This window comes from Aquabacter sediminis (genome assembly GCF_028863665.1).
Taxonomy (GTDB): domain Bacteria; phylum Pseudomonadota; class Alphaproteobacteria; order Rhizobiales; family Xanthobacteraceae; genus L1I39.
In genome coordinates, this window is record NZ_JARBFX010000012.1 from 40971 (window position 1) to 59336 (window position 18366).

Sequence of the window (18366 nt, forward strand, 5' to 3'; positions counted from 1 at the left end):
AGGATAGGAAAGTCACGCTCCCGCTCCCTGGGTGGTGCGAGCAGGCAGGGGCGTTCCCGCCCGTGGGACGGGCGAGGGCAAAGTGTTCGCCGATGGTGGTGGAGGGTTGGACGCCGGGGACTCGTCTCGTCAGAAAGAAGGCGGCGTATTGATGAAGATGATGCGCGCCTCTTCATCCCCGATGTTCCGGTAGCCATGGGGGATTTCGGATCGGTAGGTGAAGCTGTCGCCGGTGCTGATCTTATAGCTGCGATCGCCCAGCAGCAGTTCCACTTGCCCGGCGAGCACGTAGCCGATCTCTTCGCCCTCGTGCGTGACCAGTCCGTCGCTGCCGCCGCCCGGCGCCACGATATGTACATTGCCCTGCAGCAGGTGGCCCTTCGCGTAAGGAATGAGCCGCTCCATCTGAATGCCGTCGCCCCGCCGCAGCGGGTCCAACTCCACCACCATGCGCTGGCCGGCGCGCAGCACCACGTCCTGCTCCGCATCGGGGGTGGCGAACAGTTCGCCAATGGTCAGGTTGAGCGCGTCGCACACCCGGGAGAGCATGTTCAGCGAGGGCTGGATCTTGTTGTTCTCAAGCTTGGACAGCAGGCTTTCCGAACAATTGGCCGCCTCGGCAATGTCCTTCAGACGGGCACCGGCCAGAAGTCGGGCGTGGCGCAGGCGCGTGCCCACCTGGAACTTTCCGGGATTGTCCTCGCCCTTCTCCGCGGCTGCCCGCGCAACGATTTCGGTAAGCTCAGTCATTCCTGCACATTCGATCGAGCCGTTGGATGGGTGGCTCAGGCCTCCCCTCCAACCTACAGATGGGCGATGGGGGAGCGCAACGGTATCTCCGGAACCTGGATTCGGGCGCTGCCGACGTCAAGGCGCGCCTTGCACGCGAGGCAGGGTGGTGCGTCGCTGGATCAGGTCATGTCCGGCGAACAGTTCCGCGACCCAGTCCACGAAGACACGCAGGCGTGCGGAGAGATGGCGGTTGGGCGGAAAGACGGAAAAGACCGGGAACGATTCTGTCGTCCATGCCGTCAGAACAGGCACCAGGGTTCCTGTCCCGATATGGGCCTGCGCCATGAAGGTGGGCAGTTGGATGATGCCGAGGCCGGCAAGGCCGGCCGCCAGATAGGCATTGCCGTCATTCACCGCAATCATGTAGCGGCCGTCCGGCTCCAGGGTCTCCCCGTCCCGCTCGAATTCCAGCTCCAGGAGGCGCCCGGTCCGGGCATTGAAATAGCGCACGGTGGGAAAGTTAGTCTCAAGTTCGCGGGGGTGCGTGGGGATGCCATAACGCTCCAGATAGGAGGGCGCGGCGCAGGTGATGCGATGGATCTCGCCGATGCGGCGGGCGATGAGGGACGGGTCGGTCAAATCACCGCCCCGGATCACGCAATCCACATTCTCGCCCACCAGGTCCACCGCCCTGTCTGTGACGCCAAGGTCCAGCTGGATGTCGGGATAGCGCGCGAAGAAATCCGGCAGGGCGGGCACAAGCACGAGCAGCGCGAGCGAGGCACTGATGTCCACCCTCAGCCGTCCACGCGGCGCCGCCTGGGACAGGGTCATGGAGCCGTCCAACTCGTCCAGGTCGTTCAGCAGTGCTAGCGCGCGCTCATAATAAGCGGCCCCATCCGGCGTCACTGTCACCCGGCGGGTGGTGCGGTTCAGCAGTTTGGTGCGCAGGTGGGCTTCCAACGCTTGCACCTGCTTGGTCAGGGTCGGCTTGGGAATGCTGAGCAGGTCCGCAGCGCGGGTGAAGGTGCCGGCCTCCACAACCCTCACGAAAGCGCGCATCGCCGCAAGTTGGTCCATGTTCGGCTACTTTCCAGCTTCAATCTCTGGCTTATTATTTCCATACAGAAACAATGAAGTCACGTTTGGCGTATTTTTTGGACGCCAGACGGAGAAGTAGGCTTTGTGCACTGCGAAGCGCCCGGGTGTCGGGCCGCGAATGGCAGGTGCACTCATGATCGCCCATTGGACCGAGGAGCAGGTGGAGACGACCGTGGCCGGCGCGATGCCGGTGCGGATCTATGGCGGCGACCGCGCCGTCCGCTCCGCGCCCCTGGTCCTCCAGCTCCATGGCGGGGCCTTCACCGGAGGTTCGCTGGAGAGCGGTGCGGATGTCGCCGGCATCCTGGTGGAAGCCGGCGCAGTGGTGATTTCGGTGGACTATCCCTGCGGCCCCGACCACCCCTTTCCCCAACCGCTCCAGGCTGCCTATGAGGCGCTCGCCTGGACGGAGAAGGCGAAGGCCCGTCTCGTCGGCAAGTCCGCGCGCCTTTATGTGGCGGGCGCCGAGGCCGGCGGCAACCTCGCCGCCGCCTTGGCCATGATGGCGCGGGACCAGCAGTTTCCCAATCTCGCGGGCCAGATCCTCATCTCGCCCATGCTGGATGCCAGTCTCGCCACCTGCTCGCTCCGCATGGCCGATGCCGGTCCCGTAGGCTGCAAATGGGCCGATGGCTGGCACACCTATCTGGGCTCCGCCGAGAAGGCCGGCCATCCCTATGCGGCTCCGCTGACGGCCACCCGCCTCGGCGGCCTTGCGCCGGCCCTCGTTATCACGGCCGAGGATGACCCGCTGCGCGACGAGGCGCTCGCCTATGCCAAGCGCCTCGGCGGGGCCGGTGTCGCGGTTGAAAAGTTCGTCGTTCCCGCACCAACCGGCTGGCCCTGCACGATTGATGGCGAGAGCGACGGCGAGTGTCCGTGTCTGCGCTTCCTCCCGCCTGTCCTGCGCACCTTTTTCGACACCACGCGAGCCGGGCCCGCCAAGCGCCTGGCCAAGCAAGCCACTCCCTGATCTTCCAAGGAAACTGCCATGTCCGGCATCGAAAATTCTTCGTCCGGCGCCCCGCTGAAGCGCCGCCGGCTTCTCGTTCCGGCCCTTGTCGCCCTCATCATCGGGGCGGGACTGGCCACACCCTACGTGCTGCCGCCTGGCGGAGCACGGGCCGCCGACCCCGTCGCCGCCTCTGCCCCCATGGCGGTGCCGGTGTCGGTGGCCATTGTTGAAGCCCGCGAGGCGCCGGTCTTTGACGAGTTCTCCGGCCGCCTGGAGGCGGTTGAGCGTGTGGAGGTGCGCTCGCGCGTCGCCGGTGCCATCCAGAAGGTGCATTTCCGCGAGGGCGACCTGGTGCAGGAGGGCGAACTCCTCATCACGGTGGACCCCGCGCCCTACCAGGCTGAAGTGGACCGTTTTCAGGCTCAGGTGAGCGCTGCCGAGGCGCGTCTTGCCCTTACCAAGGCAGACCTGGATCGCGGCCAGCGTCTGTTCGACAGCCGCACGGTGTCACAGCGTGACCTGGACGAGCGGGTGAATGCCTCCAAGGAGGCCATCGCCAATCTGAAGGCGGCCGAGGCCGCCCTCCATACGGCCGAGCTGAACCTCTCCTATACGGAGATCCGCGCCCCCGTGGCGGGGCGCGTGGGCAAGCTCGAAATCACGGTGGGCAACCTCATTTCGGCAGGCCCGTCTTCCGCGGCCTTGACCACTCTTGTCTCGGTGGATCCGGTCTATGCCGCCTTCTCGGTGAACGAGCAGGTTGTGACCCGCGCGCTCCGCTCGCTGGTGGCAAAGCCTGGCAAGACGTTGCCGGTGGAAACCATCCCCGTGCAGATGACCACCGCCATCGACGAGGACATGAGCGCGGGCAAGACCTATCTGGGTCACCTGCAGCTCATCGACAACCAGGTGGACCCGCGCACCGGCACGGTGCGTGTGCGCGCCGTGTTCGACAATACGGATGGCCGCCTCATTCCCGGACAGTTCGTGCGGCTGCGCATGGGCCGCCCCGACACCGGCAAGGCCCTGCTCATCACCGAGCGCGCCGTGGGCACCGACCAGGACAAGAAGTTCGTGCTGGTGGTGGGCGACGACAGCAAGGTGGCCTATCGCGAGGTGGCGCTGGGCGCGGAAGTCAACGGCCTTCGCATCGTCACCTCCGGTTTGAAGGCCGGGGAGACCATCGTGGTCAACGGTCTGCACCGCATCCGGCCCGGCGTCACGGTTGCCCCGCAGCAGGTGGCCATGGATGGCACCCGCACCGCCTCTGCTGCCACGAACGACGTGGCGCAGCGCTGACCTCAGGGGCAGGGCAACGGCGCTCTCGGCGCCCGACCTGACGCAGACTTATTCGACCTGAAGGGCAGGGGCTCGTGCCCCTGCCTGCCCGCTCTTTCCATGCTTTTCCCAGCCTCGCGCCCCCGGCGCCGGGGCCTCCGTGGCGCTTGCGTGCCGGCGGGCGGGGAAGGCTTTGCCGCGCCCCTATGGGGGAGGATGCCATGAACATCTCCAAGTTCTTCATCGACCGCCCCATCTTTGCGGGCGTCCTGTCCACCTTGATCTTCCTTGCCGGCCTCATCGCCATGCGGGTGATGCCCATTTCGGAATATCCCGAAGTGGTCCCGCCCCAGGTGGTGGTGCGCGCCCAATATCCCGGCGCCAATCCCAAGGTGATCGCCGAGACGGTCGCCACCCCCATCGAGGAACAGATCAACGGCGTGGAGGGCATGCTCTACATGTCCAGCCAGGCCACCACCGACGGCCTGATGACGCTCACCGTCACCTTCCGCCTCGGCACCGACCCGGACAAAGCCCAGCAATTGGTCCAGAACCGCGTCTCCCAGGCCGAGCCGCGCCTGCCCGAGGCGACGCGCCAACTGGGCATTACCACGGTCAAGTCCTCGCCGGACCTGACGCTGGTGGTCCATCTGCTGTCGCCCAATGGGCGCTATGACATGACCTATCTGCGCAACTACGCCGTCCTCAATGTGAAGGACAGGCTGGCGCGCATCGATGGCGTCGGGCAGGTGCAATTGTTCGGCTCGGGCGATTATTCCATGCGCGTCTGGCTCGACCCCCAGAAGGTGGCCGAGCATGGTCTGTCCGCCGCCGACGTGGTGAACGAGATCCGGGCGCAGAACGTCCAGGCCGCCGCCGGCGTGGTGGGCGCCTCGCCGGGCTTGCCGGGCGTGGACCTCCAGCTCTCCGTGAACGCCCAGGGCCGGCTCCAGAACGAAGAGGAGTTCGGCGACATCGTCGTGAAGACCGGCGCCAATGGTGAGGTGGTGCGCCTGCGGGACGTGGCGCGCATTGAGCTGGGCGCGGCCGACTATGCGCTGCGCTCGCTCCTCAACAATAAGTCGGCGGTGGCCGTGCCCCTGTTCCAGGCGCCGGGCTCCAATGCCATCCGCATTGCCGACGATGTTCGAAAGGTCATGGAGGAGATCAAGCAGAACATGCCCGAGGGCGTGGACTATGAGATCGTCTACGACACCACCCAGTTCGTGCGTGCCTCCATCGATGCGGTGGTCCATACGCTGCTGGAAGCCGTCGTCCTGGTGGTGCTGGTGGTGATCCTGTTCCTGCAGACTTGGCGGGCCTCCATTATCCCGCTGCTGGCGGTGCCGGTCTCCATCGTCGGCACGTTCGCGGTGATGTATGTGTTCGGCTTCTCCATCAATGCCTTGACCCTGTTCGGGCTGGTGTTGGCCATTGGCATTGTGGTGGATGACGCCATCGTGGTGGTTGAGAATGTGGAGCGCAACATTGAGGAGGGCCTGTCTGCCCGCGCTGCCACCTACAAGGCCATGCAGGAGGTGTCAGGGCCCATCGTCGCTATCGCCCTGGTGCTGGTGGCGGTGTTCGTGCCGCTGGCCTTCATCACCGGCCTGACGGGGCAATTCTACAAGCAGTTCGCCCTCACCATTGCCATCTCCACCGTCATCTCGGCCGTCAATTCGCTCACCCTTTCGCCCGCCCTCGCCGCCCTCCTGCTGAAGGGCCATGACGCGCCGAAGGACCGCCTCACCCGCATCATGGATGCAAGCCTCGGCTGGCTGTTTCGCGGCTTCAACGCCGCCTTCAGCCGCGGCTCCAACGCTTATGGGCGGAGCGTGAGGGGCGTGATCGGCCGCAAGGCGGTGATGATGGGCATCTATGTGCTGCTGCTGGGCGCCACCGCCTTCCTGTTCCGCACAGTGCCGCCCGGCTTCGTGCCGGCGCAGGACAAGCAATATCTGGTCGGCTTCGCCCAATTGCCCGATGGGGCCACCCTCGATCGCACCGAGGAGGTGATCCGCCGCATGAGCGAGATCACCCTCGCCCAGGAGGGGGTGGAAAGCGCCATCGCCTTCCCGGGCCTGTCCATCAACGGCTTCACCAATTCCTCCAATTCCGGCATCGTCTTCGTGGGCCTCAAGCCGTTCGAGGAACGCAAGCGGCCGGATCTTTCGGGCGGCGCCATCGCGCGGCAATTGAACGGCAAGTTCGCGGCCATCGAGGAGGCCATGGTGGCCATGTTCCCGCCGCCCCCCGTCCAGGGGCTGGGCACCATCGGCGGCTTCAAGTTGCAGATCGAGGATCGGGCGGGCTTTGGCTACCAGGCCCTCAATGAGGCGACGCAAGCCTTCCTGGCCAAGGCGCGGCAGGCGCCGGAACTGGCGGGGCTCTTTTCCTCCTACCAGATCAACGTGCCGCAACTTTACGCCGACATCGACCGCACCAAGGCGCGCCAGCTGGGCGTCGCGGTGACCGATGTTTTCGACACCATGCAGATCTATCTCGGCTCCATCTATGTGAACGACTTCAACAAGTTCGGCCGCACCTACACGGTGCGCGTCCAGGCCGATGCGCCCTATCGCGCCCGTGCCGAGGATGTGGGCCTATTGAAGGTGCGCGCGGCCACCGGCGAGATGGTGCCGCTCTCCGCGCTCCTGAAGGTCAAGTCGGTGGCCGGTCCCGAACGGGCCATGCGCTACAATGGCTTTCTCACCGCCGACATCAATGGCGGCGCGGCGCCCGGCTATTCCTCCGGCGAGGCCCAGAAGGCGGTGGAGCGTATCGCCGCCGAGACGCTGCCCAAGGGCATCGGCTTTGAATGGACCGAACTGACCTATCAGGACATCCTGGCCGGCAATTCGGCGGTGTGGGTATTCCCGCTGGCCATCTTCCTGGTCTTCCTGGTGCTCGCGGCTCAATATGAAAGCCTCGTCCTGCCCCTCTCCATCATCATGATCGTGCCCACGGGGCTGCTGGCTGCCATGACCGGCGTCTGGCTCTCGGGAGGCGACAACAATGTCTTCACCCAGATCGGCCTTGTGGTGCTGGTGGGGTTGTCGGCGAAGAACGCCATCCTGATCGTGGAATTCGCCCGCGAGCTGGAGTTTGCCGGCCGCTCACCGCGCGAAGCCGCCGTGGAGGCGAGCCGGCTGCGCCTGCGGCCGATCCTGATGACCTCGCTGGCCTTCATCATGGGCGTGGTGCCGCTGGTCACCTCCATCGGCGCCGGGGCGGAAATGCGCCATGCCATGGGCGTCGCGGTGTTCGCCGGCATGATCGGGGTGACGGTGTTCGGCATCTTCCTGACGCCCGTTTTCTATGTGCTGCTGCGTCAGCTCTCCGGGAACCGTCCGCTGGTGCAGCATGGCGCGGCCGTTTCCGCCCCGCACGGGAGCCCGACGGACCATGCTGCCCCCGCTGACGCCCATTGAGACGGGCAGGGGGGCACCGGCCCAAAAAAATGGCGCCCTCCGCTCCAATCCCGCCTCTCTCGCATCATCGGGGGAGGCGGCGCCTTCCCCGACCATGCGCCGCCGATGACCGGGACGTTCTTCTCGAAAGTCACGCGATGTAGGTCCGCAACGCCCTTATGGCTGGTCGGGCGACGTTTCCCGGGCTCAGCGACCCCCTCGCCCACGAGGTGCCAATCCCGCCCTGGACGCACCGGTTGAACCGCCTTCAGGGTCGCCCGCAAGGGGCCGCGCGCTTCCGGTCCTTGCCCGTTCGTGCGCCCGCCCCGAGGCGCGCGCGGAGAGTTTCCTGGACCGCGCCGCCGCCCGCGCCCCGCGTCATCCACAGGCCAGCGCCCGAAACACCGCTCATTTCCTCCTCCCTATGGACAGGAGCCGACGAACTGACTATACCCGCCACCGTTCCCGACGGCACCGCCGCCCGGACGCCCAGGTAGCTCAGTTGGTAGAGCATGCGACTGAAAATCGCAGTGTCGCTGGTTCGATTCCGGCCCTGGGCACCATCGCCCTTCTAAGGCTTTGATCTGCAAAAACTCTTTGTTTCTCAAAGTGTTGGAAACCGTCTGGTGGTACAGACAGGTGGTCCAATGGTCCTCGCCATGTCCCGTCCGACGAAGCACCCCAAGAGCGGCGTTTATCAGTTCCGCAGGGCCGTCCCTGATCGCCTGAGGACGATCATTGGCAAGACCGAGGTGAAGCGCTCGCTCGGCACCGAGCCTGGCGATGATGGCCGCGCGGATCGCGGGCAGGGTGGGCTGGGGCGGCGGACCCTGGTTTGTTTTTTCCCGATTCGCCTCCGTGAGGCGGCGGGAGTGTAAGTGCTAACAAGCCGGTCCTTATCCGCCCCTCAAGTCCCACAAGTCCCCCCATCTTGCGGTGCGCCCGGGAGGCCGAATCCCTTCTGCGCTTCCCGCCGTTGGGGCATGATCTTGGGCGCGCTCAGACACGGGCGTCCGACCTGGGATGGGCAGAGGGACGATGAAGGCTGGTGGCCGGTCATCTGCTTGTGTGAGCACCGGTTGCTAGTCTGCGGTTGTATGGCGCGTTTCACTTCGCTGGTTGCGCACAGTAAGGTGTCCCGAAGTGAACCTATGTGCGGAGCGAAACGATGGGCGCAAGGTGTCAGGTTTGTGAACATGGCACATTGCATGCCTTTAGGTCATGCTCTGGCATTCAGTATCTGCAATGCTCTGCCTGTCAGAGTATTTATGCAGATGAAGGATCTTTCAATAGCAATAATAAGGGTGGATCAAGGGAGTATAATGAAGAATATTGGTCGTTTGAAGTCAGTGCGGCCAGGGATAGGTCCTACGGATCGTCCGTATTGCGGGCTGCCGAAGTCTTTCGGATGGCAGAGATTCTGGGTATTTGGACCCCTTGGTGAGAGGCCACGTCGCGTCCTACTCGGTGCACGGGCTTCAGGTTTTGTTTCGCAGGTTTGGCTTCGCCGTTCACGAACTGCCCGGGAGGGATTGGGGTTTCCTTGCCGAGTTGACATCCAAGCCTCCAGAGACGCTAGACGGAATGTTCGCGCGCCTGTGGTCGCCGCAGGCCGAGAATGTGCACCGCATTGAAGCGTGCAAGTTCGGACCCATGTTCCTGGCGGCTGGATTGGAAAGCGCCCGCTGCTACCTTGAGGCTGCGAGTGCGGAGGAGCGGACCCGTTGGGCGCTGAGCCTGGAGCGGCGCCTCACCGCTGCCTCATAGATGGATCGAGCGCCCGCTGCGGTCACATGGAACGTTCTTGACTTTCCGCCGCGCCGCTGGCTTATCGGTGGCACGTGCGGTTCTTTTCGTGCGTCGTAAGCGTCCGACGTCAGGCAACGCATCCCCCGGTCCAGGCCGGCCGGATGCAGTGCGCACCGGACCTGCAGGACCATCCGTTCGAGGATGGCTCCCATGCCTTCAGTTTTCTCTTCCCGCAAGCTCCCCGCGCGCTCGGCGTCCGTCGTCATGCCGCTGGTGCTCTCCGTGCTGATGACCTTTGTGGTCTCAGCCATCTCCACCGCCCGCAGCCTTGGCTTCGGGTCGGATTTCCTGACCACCTGGCCGGCCGCCTGGGCCATTTCCTGGGTGGTGGCCTTTCCTACCCTGCTTCTTGTTCTGCCTGTCGTCCGGCGCATCGTTGCCCTTGTGGTGGAGACGCCGGGTCGCTGACGCAAAACGGGCGCCCCTTGGGGACGCCCGTTTCTAAGGAAATACCTTCGGTCAGGCGGCGCGACGCTGATGCCGGCCTTCCCGTACTTCCTCGACGATCTTTGCGCAGAAGGCTTCAAGGTCCCCGGGATTGCGGGAAGTTATGAGGCCATTGTCGGTGACCACCTGGGAATCTTCCCACTGGGCCCCAGCATTGACCACGTCTGTCCTGATCGATTTGTACGAGGTCATGCGCTTGCCCTTGGCGATGCCGGCTTCCACCAGAAGCCATGGCGCATGGCAGACGGCAGCCACCGTCTTGCCGGCATCATAAAAGGCCTTCACTAATTTCACGGCCTGCTCGTTGGCGCGCAGAACGTCGGGGTTCATCTGACCGCCCGGCAACACGAGGGCGTCATAGTCCCCCTCGCGTGCCTCGCTCAGGACCTTGTCCACCCTCACGGGGCGGCCCCAGTCCTTCTGGTCCCACCCTTTGATTTCGCCGCTCTCGGGCGAGGCAATGTGGACTTGCGCCCCTGCGTCCTTAAGGCGATCGCGTGGCACTTCCAACTCGGATTGCTCAAAGCCGTTGGTGGCGAGAATGAGAATGCGCTTGCCGTCCAAAGCACCCGGCATGTTGTCCTCCATTTTTGTGGGGGTCTGAAAGGACAATGACGGGGCGGGCGCATCGTTCCCCCGCATGCGCGGGGCACGGGGCAAAAAGAAACGGCGGGCTCTCGCCCGCCGCTGACTTTGCCTATGATTCCGTCGTCCGGGATCAGTTGTCCAGGAACGAACGCAGCTTGCGCGAGCGGCTGGGATGCTTGAGCTTGCGCAGCGCCTTGGCTTCGATCTGGCGGATACGCTCGCGCGTCACCGAGAATTGCTGTCCCACTTCCTCCAGCGTGTGATCGGTGTTCATGCCGATGCCGAAGCGCATCCGCAGCACGCGCTCCTCGCGCGGGGTGAGGGAGGCGAGCACGCGGGTCGTGGTCTCGCGCAGATTGGACTGGATCGCGGCGTCGATGGGGAGCACCGCATTCTTGTCCTCGATGAAGTCGCCGAGGTGCGAATCTTCCTCGTCGCCGATGGGCGTTTCGAGGGAGATGGGCTCCTTGGCGATCTTCAGGACCTTGCGGACCTTCTCCAGCGGCATGCCCAGCTTCTCGGCCAGCTCTTCCGGGGTCGGCTCGCGGCCGATCTCGTGGAGCATCTGGCGGGACGTGCGCACGATCTTGTTGATGGTCTCGATCATGTGCACGGGAATGCGGATGGTGCGCGCCTGGTCCGCAATAGACCGGGTGATCGCCTGCCGAATCCACCAGGTGGCATAGGTGGAGAACTTATAGCCGCGCCGATACTCGAACTTATCGACGGCCTTCATGAGGCCGATATTGCCCTCCTGGATCAGGTCCAGGAATTGCAGGCCGCGGTTCGTGTACTTCTTGGCGATGGAGATGACGAGGCGCAGGTTCGCCTCCACCATTTCCTTCTTCGCCTGGCGGGCTTCCTTCTCGCCCTTCTGCACCATCTGGACGATCTTGCGGAACTCGAGGATCTCCAGGCCGGTCTCGGTGGCGAGGTTATGGATGTCCCCGCGCAGGTCCTTGATCATGTCCTTCTCGGACGCGACAAAGCCCTTCCAGCCCTTCGAGCCGAGCTTGGAGACACGCAGCACCCACTTGGGGTCCAGCTCATAGCCCTGGTACTGGCGCAGGAAGTCGTCGCGGGTCACGCCATAGCTCTCGGCGAGGCGCAGCAGACGGCCTTCCAGGCCCACGAGACGCTTGTTGATCTCGTAGAGCTGCTCCACCAGGGCATCGATGCGCGCCTGGTTGAGGGACAGCGACTTCATGTCGAGGACCAGGTCCTCTTTCAGCTTCTTCGCCTTGCGCTCCTGGGCAGGGGAGAGCGTCTCGTTCTTGAGCTTGGACTCGACGTTCTGGTCCTGCAGGCGGCGCAGCTTCTTATAATTGTCGGCGATGCGCTCGAAGGTCTCGAGGACCTTGGGCTTGATCTCCGTCTCCATGGCGGCGAGCGACAGGGAGTTCTCCATGTCGTCCTCGTCTCCCTCGGGGGCGGCGCCATCGCCCAGGAGACCGTCCTCGCCCGCCTCGGGAGCAAGGGCGGCTTCGCCCTCCAGCGCCGGGGGAGGGTTCTTCCCCTCGGGGCCGGCATAGGTGGCTTCAAGGTCGATGATGTCGCGCAGGAGCACGCGGCCTTCGGCCAGCTCATCACGCCAGATGATGATGGCCTGGAAGGTGAGGGGGCTCTCGCAGAGGCCCGCAATCATGGCCTCGCGGCCAGCCTCGATGCGCTTTGCGATGGCGATTTCGCCCTCGCGGGAGAGCAGCTCCACCGAGCCCATCTCGCGCAGATACATGCGCACGGGATCATCCGTGCGCTCCGCCGGCTCGGACTTGGTCTCGGCGCGGGTGATCGCACGGGGCGCGGCCTCGGCGACTTCGCCGCCTTCGGCCTCTTCCGGCTCGTCGGCGGTCTCGCCTTCCTCGCCGTGCTCCTCGTCGGCGGCTTCTTCCGCCTCGATCACGTTGATGCCCATGTCGTTGAGCATGGCGAGGGTGTCCTCGATCTGCTCGGAGGTCACCTCCTCGGACGGCATCACTTCGTTGAGCTGCTCATAGGTGACGTAGCCGCGGCGCTTGGCATTCTTGATCATCTTCCGGACGGCCGCGTCCGAGAGGTCGAGCAACGGCCCGTCGGGGGCGTCGTTCTCCTTCTCCGGAGCTTCGGTCGTCTCGGTGGCCTGCTTCGCCATGGACATCTCCTGCCTGATCGCCGTCTGCCAACGGCGAAACGGCGGCGACCAAGGGGTCCACCGCCTCACTCACCCGCCTGGGGGCCTCCGTGATAGAAGCCCTCCGTTAAATCAGCCTGAACCGCCGCGCGCGACGCGGCCAGTTCGCCCGGTATCTTTGGGCCGGCCCCTCCGATCACGCCGCCGCGCCCTCAGCGCGCTGGCGTCCGACCCGAAGAGGCACCAAACCCTTCCACCAGGGCCTCGGTTCCATCCATGGCGGAAAGACGCTCGCGCACATCCCTCAGCCAGGCAAAATTCGCCTCGCTCGGGTCGTCACCCAAGTGGCGCTCAGCTTCTCTCAACTCCCTAGATAGCGCGTAAGCCTTACGATGCAAGGCCGTCCGCTGCTGCCACCAGAGCCTCACGTCCTCTTGTGCGGTATCAGGATATGCTGGCCAGTCCATTTTCGGATTGGCCAGTGCCCTGACGCGCCGGCAGACCGCTTCCAGGTCCGCCGCTCCCTCGGCCGGATGGACCGCCAGATGGGCGGCAAGGTCGAGGCCGTGCATATGCGCTTCCAGCATGCTCCGGCGCAACCGATCGGCCTCCGCATGGGCGAATGGCAGCTCTGCGATTTCCTCGCCCATCTCGTCCATTAGCCAGGGATGATTGAGCAAGCAAAACAGCAGCAGGGCCTCGTTGCGGGGCAGGCTGGCGCCCGGCCCGCGCACGACGGCGGAGCGGCTGAGTTCGCCGCCGCCGCGCGGGCTCATCATCTCGCCCGGGGAGGGCGAGCGCCCCTTCTGGCCGCCAGGTCCGGGTCGGCGGCTGGCAGACCATTGGGTGCGCACCGCGCCGGCCGGGGCCAGCAGGCGGCGCATGCGTTCGGTGAGGTCTGACTTGTAGTGGCGCCGCACGGTCTCGTCGGCTATGGCGTTCACCACCTCGCTGATCCGGGTTTCGAGGGCCGCGCGGCGCTCGGGCGTATCGAGGTTCACCGCCTCGGTCTCGCGCTGCCAGAGCATGGCAGCCAAGGGTTCGGTGCGGGCGAGGACGCCTTCCATGGCCTCCCGGCCGCCGCGCCGAACCAGATCGTCCGGGTCCTGGCCATCGGGCAGGGCCCCGAACGCCAGGCTCTTGCCGGGCTTGATGTGGGGCAAGGCAAGGTCGATGGCCCGATAGGCGGCGCGCCGGCCGGCCTTGTCGCCGTCAAACAACAAGGTAGGTTCGTCCGCCATGCGCCAGAGCAACTGCAATTGCTCGTCGGTGAGCGCGGTGCCGAGCGGCGCCACCGCCGCCTCGAAGCCCGCCTCCACCATGGCGATCACGTCCACATAGCCTTCCACCGCCACCACGCGGGCGCCCTTGTGCGCGGCGGCGCGGGCGGCAAATCCGTTATAGAGCAGCCCCCCCTTGTGGAAGAGCGGGGTCTCCGGCGAGTTGAGATACTTGGCGGACACGTCTTTTTCGAGCGCCCGGCCGCCGAAGCCCACCGTCCGGCCCTTCAGGTCGGTGATAGGGAAGATCACCCGGTCGCGAAAGCGGTCATAGGGCACGGGGATGTCGTCGCCCGCCACCAGGAGGCCGGCCTCCACCATGTCGGAGACCGAAACGCCCGCCTTGCCCAGCGCTTCCTTCAGTCCATAGCGCTCGCCGGGCGCATAGCCGAGGCCGAAGCGCTTCTGCGTGGCGGGGCCGAGAGAGCGGTCGGACAGATAACCCCGCGCCTTTGCGCCGGAACGGGCCTGCAACGATTCGCGGAAATAGGCTTCCGCGAGCGAGAGCACGTCATAGAGCGTGCGGCGGCGCTCTTCTTTGGCGGCGGCCTCAGGCGTGACTTGCGGCAGGGACAGGCCAGCCATGGAGGCGAGACGTTCCACTGCCTCGCCGAAGGGAACGCCTTCCGTCTCCATCAGGAAATCAAACACGTCGCCGTGCTTGCCCGAGGAGAAGCAGTGGTAGAAACCCTTCTGGTCGTTGACGAAGAAAGAGGGGGTCTTCTCGGCATTGAAGGGGGAGAGGCCGGCAAACTCGCGCCCCTGCTTCTTCAGCCTGACTTTGCGGCCCACCACTTCGGAGACCGGCAGGCGGGCACGGATCTCATCCAGGAAGGAGGGGGGGAATCGCATTCAGCCCAGTCTCATGCGGCAACGTCCCGCCGCTGACCCGATCATAGCAGTTCGGCCGGTCGCGGGCGACCGGCCGGGCAGGGGGCAGTGGGCCTCGGGAGAGGCGGGCGGCCGCGTTTGGGCCGTCTTGCCCACTGTCCCCGCAATTCACAGCCTCAGGAGGCGGTGAGAGCGTCCTTCACCCAGGGCGAGGCCTTGCCGAAGTCGATGGCGCCGGCATAGCGCTCCTTCAGGACGGCCATGGTGCGGCCCATGTCCTTGATGCCCTTGGCTTCGATCTCGGCCACCACGGCGGCGATCACGGCGCGGGTCTCGGCTTCGTCGAGCTGGCGGGGCAGGAAGTCCTGGATGACCGCGATCTCGGCGCGCTCCTGCTCGGCGAGCTCGGGGCGGGCGTTTTCTTCATAGATGCGCGCGCTTTCCTCCCGCTGCTTGGCCATCTTGGAGAGCAGCGAGCGGATCTCGTCATCGCCCAGCGGGTCCTTGCCCTGGCCGCGTGCTTCGATGTCCCGGTCCTTCAGCGCGGCATTGACGAGGCGCAAGGTGGACAGGCGCACCTTGTCGCCGGCCTTCATGCTCTCTTTCAAAGCGGTGTTGATGTCGTCGCGCAGCACGTTGTCCTCGTCTCGTCTAATCTTGTTGCCACCGTCCGCCCGCCGCCCCGCGCGGCCTCCGGATCCGGCCTCTGCCAGCGCCTGAACGCGCCAGCTTTCGCCCCAATGTCCACCTTGCGTCCCGCCCGTGGCTCCACTCGCCCCGCTCCAGGTCTCCTGGTCCGATATACTTATGGCAGGTCGAACCCCTCGGTGGCCCCAAAACGGGTTGGCGAAAACACGTTTGGCCGGCCTTATTGTCCCGAACCACCAAGCCCCAGCTTCTAAAAATCTCGGGCACCCGGCCGGCCCGGCCGCCCTGCGCGAATGGCAGCGTTGCAAAAACCGCGCAAAGGCCCTCGCCCCACTGGATCAGCGGCGCGTGAACCCTTATCTAGGCGATCCATGAGCCAGGAACAAGATCACGCCCATGCCCCCGTCGGCGGTGCCGACGGCTGGGTCGAACAGAAACCGACCGCGCTGCTGGTGCTCGCGGACGGGACCGTCCTTGAAGGCTACGGCCTCGGCGCCATCGGCGAAGGGGTGGGGGAGGTGTGCTTCAACACCGCCATCACCGGCTATGAGGAGATCCTGACGGACCCCTCCTATAGCGGCCAGATCATCACCTTCACCTTCCCCCATATCGGCAATGTGGGCACCAACGAGGAGGACATCGAGACGGTGTCCATGGCCTCGGCCTCCGGCGTGCGCGGCGTCGTGCTGCGCGCCCCCGTCACCGACCCATCCAACTTCCGCGCCACCCGCCACTTCGATCAGTGGCTGAAGGCGCGCGGGATCGCGGGCATTTCCGGTATCGACACCCGCGCCCTCACCGCCCTCATTCGTGAGAGCGGCATGCCCAATGCTGTCATCGCCCATGCCCCCGATGGCGTGTTCGATGTGGAGGCCCTGAAAGCCAAGGCCAAGGCCTGGCCGGGGCTGGAGGGCATGGACCTGGTACCCGGCGTCACCTCCGCCCAGCGCTTTGACTGGGACGAGACCCCATGGGTCTGGCCTGAGGGCTATGGCCACCAGGACGATGCCAAATATCACGTGGTCGCCATCGATTACGGCGTGAAGCGCAACATTCTGCGCCTGCTGGCGCGGGCCGGCTGCAAGGTCACCGTGCTCCCCGCCACGGCCACGGCGGACGAGGTGCTGGCGCTGAAGCCGGATGGCGTGTTCCTGTCCAACGGCCCCGGCGATCCGGCGGCGACCGGCGTCTATGCGGTGCCGGTGATTCGCGCGCTGATCGACGAGGCGATCCCCACCTTCGGGATCTGCCTGGGTCACCAGATGATTGGCCTTGCGGTGGGCGGTCGCACGTTGAAGATGCACCAGGGGCATCACGGCGCGAACCATCCCGTGAAGGACCTGACCACCGGCAAGGTGGAGATCACCTCCATGAACCATGGCTTCGCTGTGGACCGGGAAAGCCTGCCCGCCAATGCCGTGGAGACGCACGTCTCCCTGTTCGACGGCTCCAATGCGGGCTTGGCGCTTGCCGACAAGCCGGTCTTCTCGGTTCAGTACCACCCCGAGGCGAGCCCCGGGCCGCAGGATAGCCATTACCTGTTCGATCGGTTCGTCGACATGATCGCCCGCCACAAGGCGGCCTGATCATCGGCGTGGGCCAGGGCTTCGGCCCGGCCCGCCATTATCTGGTCGACCGGCCATAAAAAACCCCGCCGCGGCGGGGTTTTTCGTGTCTGGAGGGATCCCAGACTTCAGTCCAGGAACTCGCCATGCGCCTCAACGTGCTTGGCCAGCCCGAGAGTGTGTTCGCGCACCAGACGCTCGGCCAGATCCGCGTCACGCTTCTCGATGGCCTCCACGATGCGGGCATGGTCGATGACCGAACGCTGGGCGCGGTGGTCCTGCCCGATGGTGACCTTGCGGACGCCCCGCATGTGCGGGAACAGGCTCTCGGTGGTCTCGGCGATCAACTCGCAGCCGGACATGCGGATGATGGCTTTGTGGAAGGCCAGGTTGGCCTCGGAATATTCGGTGACGAACTCTTCCGGGTTGCGATTGGCAAAGGCGTCCACGTTGCGGCGCAGCTCGCGAATCTCGGCGTCCGAGGCATGCTTGCAGGCGAGGCGCGCGGCCATGCTTTCCAGCGCTGCCCAGACGGTGATCATTTCCAGGATCTCGCGCTTGGACTTGCGCACCACAAAGATGCCCCTGCGCGGCACCGAGCGCACGAAGCCTTCCTGCTCCAGCAGCGTCATGGCTTCGCGGATGGGGGTGCGGGACACGCCGAGCTTTTCGGAGAGCTGCCGTTCTTCAAGGCGGATCTCTTCCTTGTGGCTGTAGATGTCCATCTCCATGATGGCGGACTTGAGGGCCTTGTAGGCCTTCATCCGGAAGCTCGAGTCGGTCTCGATCGGCTTCACATTGATATCCTGGTAGGTCATCACCACCCTTGCCCGGCGACGCTGCGCGTCCCCTGATCACCTGCCTCCTTCGGAGGCAAAATACAAGATACCTAGATGGCATCGATCCCAGCGCGGGGCAAGTAAGGGCAGGCTTGGCAGCGGTGCCAATCTTGATGGAACTCTTGGATCAGGACAGTTCCAAACTCTATTGACAGTCCGTATTCTGAATACCAGCATATCTCCGCGGGCATGAAAGGCAGGAAAACCGCCGCGGCCCGCGTCGAGGAAACGCGCCAATGATTACTGTTGCGGACATTCTGCGCGAAAAGCGCGACACGCGCATCATCACCATGCGCATGCACGAGACCGTCGCCACGGCCGCCCTCATCATGCAGCGGGAGAACATCTCCTCCGTGGTGGTGCAGGACGTGGTGGAGACCGAGGGCGCCACCGTCATCGGCGTGTTCTCGGAACGGGACGTCGCTCGCGCCCTGGTGGAGCACGGGCCGGCGACGCCGGGCCTGGCGGTGGCCACTTTCATGAAGCGGGCCCTGGTTTCCTGCGCGCTGGGGGATTCGCTCCTCACGGTGCTGCGCCAGATGACTGCGCATCAGATCCGCCACCTGCCGGTGATGGAGGACCATGCCTTGGTGGGGGTTCTGAGCGCCACCGATCTCATGCGCCACTATCTCCACGAGGGCGAGACCCACGCTTATGCGGGCGTCCACGCGGGCGAGCTCGCCGCCGGCCTCACCGCCTTGCGGTGATCCCAAGCGACCGGCGCGGATCATCTGCACGCGCCGGTCGAAAGGCCATTGCCGGCCGGTTGAAGC

14 protein-coding genes and 1 tRNA gene are annotated in these 18366 nt (G+C 65.2%); 8 read left to right on the forward strand and 7 right to left on the reverse strand.

The genetic code is table 11. The features are described 5' to 3' along the window. Positions 1-129: 129 nt before the first annotated feature. Together PV781_RS20270 and PV781_RS20275 are read right to left on the reverse strand one after the other, a co-directional pair. Entirely contained in the window at positions 130-750 is a 621-nt protein-coding gene (locus tag PV781_RS20270) for a cupin domain-containing protein (protein ID WP_274777442.1), read from the reverse strand. A gap of 117 nt (positions 751-867) precedes the next feature. Continuing rightward, on the reverse strand, positions 868-1812 hold the full coding sequence (locus PV781_RS20275) for a LysR family transcriptional regulator (protein WP_274777443.1): 945 nt from the start codon (positions 1810-1812) through the stop codon (positions 868-870). 139 nt (positions 1813-1951) lie between these two features. On the opposite strand from PV781_RS20275, the gene PV781_RS20280 reads away from it, so the two are divergent. From PV781_RS20280 to PV781_RS20300, 6 genes are all read left to right on the forward strand, one after another. Continuing rightward, positions 1952-2806: an alpha/beta hydrolase fold domain-containing protein gene (locus PV781_RS20280; RefSeq protein ID WP_274777444.1), complete on the forward strand. Its 855-nt coding sequence runs from the start codon at positions 1952-1954 to the stop codon at positions 2804-2806. A gap of 18 nt (positions 2807-2824) precedes the next feature. Continuing rightward, positions 2825-4087, forward strand: coding sequence for an efflux RND transporter periplasmic adaptor subunit (locus tag PV781_RS20285; RefSeq protein ID WP_274777445.1), 1263 nt, complete (start codon positions 2825-2827; stop codon positions 4085-4087). A gap of 200 nt (positions 4088-4287) precedes the next feature. After that, positions 4288-7497, forward strand: coding sequence for an efflux RND transporter permease subunit (locus PV781_RS20290; RefSeq protein ID WP_274777446.1), 3210 nt, complete (start codon positions 4288-4290; stop codon positions 7495-7497). Positions 7498-7963: 466 nt separating this feature from the next. Continuing rightward, positions 7964-8039, forward strand: a tRNA-Phe gene (locus PV781_RS20295). A gap of 96 nt (positions 8040-8135) precedes the next feature. Beyond that, positions 8136-8354, forward strand: a complete 219-nt coding sequence (locus tag PV781_RS24075) for a DUF6538 domain-containing protein (RefSeq protein WP_342455461.1) — start codon at positions 8136-8138, stop codon at positions 8352-8354. Positions 8355-9435: 1081 nt separating this feature from the next. After that, positions 9436-9693 carry a DUF2798 domain-containing protein gene (locus tag PV781_RS20300; protein WP_425532441.1) on the forward strand — a complete coding sequence of 86 codons (258 nt, stop codon included), beginning with the start codon at positions 9436-9438 and terminating at the stop codon, positions 9691-9693. 51 nt (positions 9694-9744) lie between these two features. Here PV781_RS20300 and PV781_RS20305 read toward each other — a convergent pair whose 3' ends face one another. The 4 genes from PV781_RS20305 to PV781_RS20320 all read right to left on the reverse strand — a co-directional run bounded on the left by PV781_RS20305 (position 9745) and on the right by PV781_RS20320 (position 15176). Further along, on the reverse strand, positions 9745-10308 hold the full coding sequence (locus tag PV781_RS20305) for a type 1 glutamine amidotransferase domain-containing protein (RefSeq protein WP_274777448.1): 564 nt from the start codon (positions 10306-10308) through the stop codon (positions 9745-9747). A 142-nt stretch (positions 10309-10450) separates the two neighbouring features. Then, on the reverse strand, positions 10451-12451 hold the full coding sequence (rpoD, locus tag PV781_RS20310) for an RNA polymerase sigma factor RpoD (RefSeq protein WP_274777449.1): 2001 nt from the start codon (positions 12449-12451) through the stop codon (positions 10451-10453). Between the two features lie 191 nt (positions 12452-12642). Then, positions 12643-14562: a DNA primase gene (gene dnaG, locus PV781_RS20315; RefSeq protein WP_274777450.1), complete on the reverse strand. Its 1920-nt coding sequence runs from the start codon at positions 14560-14562 to the stop codon at positions 12643-12645. Positions 14563-14717: 155 nt separating this feature from the next. Then, entirely contained in the window at positions 14718-15176 is a 459-nt protein-coding gene (locus PV781_RS20320; protein ID WP_274777451.1) for a GatB/YqeY domain-containing protein, read from the reverse strand. A gap of 384 nt (positions 15177-15560) precedes the next feature. On the opposite strand from PV781_RS20320, the gene carA reads away from it, so the two are divergent. Beyond that, positions 15561-16775, forward strand: coding sequence for a glutamine-hydrolyzing carbamoyl-phosphate synthase small subunit (gene carA, locus PV781_RS20325; RefSeq protein WP_274777452.1), 1215 nt, complete (start codon positions 15561-15563; stop codon positions 16773-16775). 107 nt (positions 16776-16882) lie between these two features. On the opposite strand, the gene PV781_RS20330 is transcribed toward carA, so the two are convergent. Then, positions 16883-17572: a GntR family transcriptional regulator gene (locus PV781_RS20330; protein ID WP_274777453.1), complete on the reverse strand. Its 690-nt coding sequence runs from the start codon at positions 17570-17572 to the stop codon at positions 16883-16885. A 257-nt stretch (positions 17573-17829) separates the two neighbouring features. On the opposite strand from PV781_RS20330, the gene PV781_RS20335 reads away from it, so the two are divergent. Next, the gene (locus PV781_RS20335; protein WP_274777454.1) at positions 17830-18300 is read left to right on the forward strand and encodes a CBS domain-containing protein; all 471 of its coding nucleotides are present in this window, start codon (positions 17830-17832) and stop codon (positions 18298-18300) included. The last annotated feature ends 66 nt before the right edge of the window (positions 18301-18366 follow it).

Coding starts and splice junctions, on each gene's coding strand:
- PV781_RS20270 (WP_274777442.1), bottom strand. CDS start 750: ATGACTGAGCTTACCGAAATCGTTGCGCGGGCAGCCGCGGAGAAGGGC.
- PV781_RS20275 (WP_274777443.1), bottom strand. CDS start 1,812: ATGGACCAACTTGCGGCGATGCGCGCTTTCGTGAGGGTTGTGGAGGCC.
- PV781_RS20280 (WP_274777444.1), top strand. CDS start 1,952: ATGGCAGGTGCACTCATGATCGCCCATTGGACCGAGGAGCAGGTGGAG.
- PV781_RS20285 (WP_274777445.1), top strand. CDS start 2,825: ATGTCCGGCATCGAAAATTCTTCGTCCGGCGCCCCGCTGAAGCGCCGC.
- PV781_RS20290 (WP_274777446.1), top strand. CDS start 4,288: ATGAACATCTCCAAGTTCTTCATCGACCGCCCCATCTTTGCGGGCGTC.
- PV781_RS24075 (WP_342455461.1), top strand. CDS start 8,136: ATGTCCCGTCCGACGAAGCACCCCAAGAGCGGCGTTTATCAGTTCCGC.
- PV781_RS20300 (WP_425532441.1), top strand. CDS start 9,436: ATGCCTTCAGTTTTCTCTTCCCGCAAGCTCCCCGCGCGCTCGGCGTCC.
- PV781_RS20305 (WP_274777448.1), bottom strand. CDS start 10,308: ATGCCGGGTGCTTTGGACGGCAAGCGCATTCTCATTCTCGCCACCAAC.
- rpoD (WP_274777449.1), bottom strand. CDS start 12,451: ATGGCGAAGCAGGCCACCGAGACGACCGAAGCTCCGGAGAAGGAGAAC.
- dnaG (WP_274777450.1), bottom strand. CDS start 14,562: ATGCGATTCCCCCCCTCCTTCCTGGATGAGATCCGTGCCCGCCTGCCG.
- carA (WP_274777452.1), top strand. CDS start 15,561: ATGAGCCAGGAACAAGATCACGCCCATGCCCCCGTCGGCGGTGCCGAC.
- PV781_RS20330 (WP_274777453.1), bottom strand. CDS start 17,572: ATGACCTACCAGGATATCAATGTGAAGCCGATCGAGACCGACTCGAGC.
- PV781_RS20335 (WP_274777454.1), top strand. CDS start 17,830: ATGATTACTGTTGCGGACATTCTGCGCGAAAAGCGCGACACGCGCATC.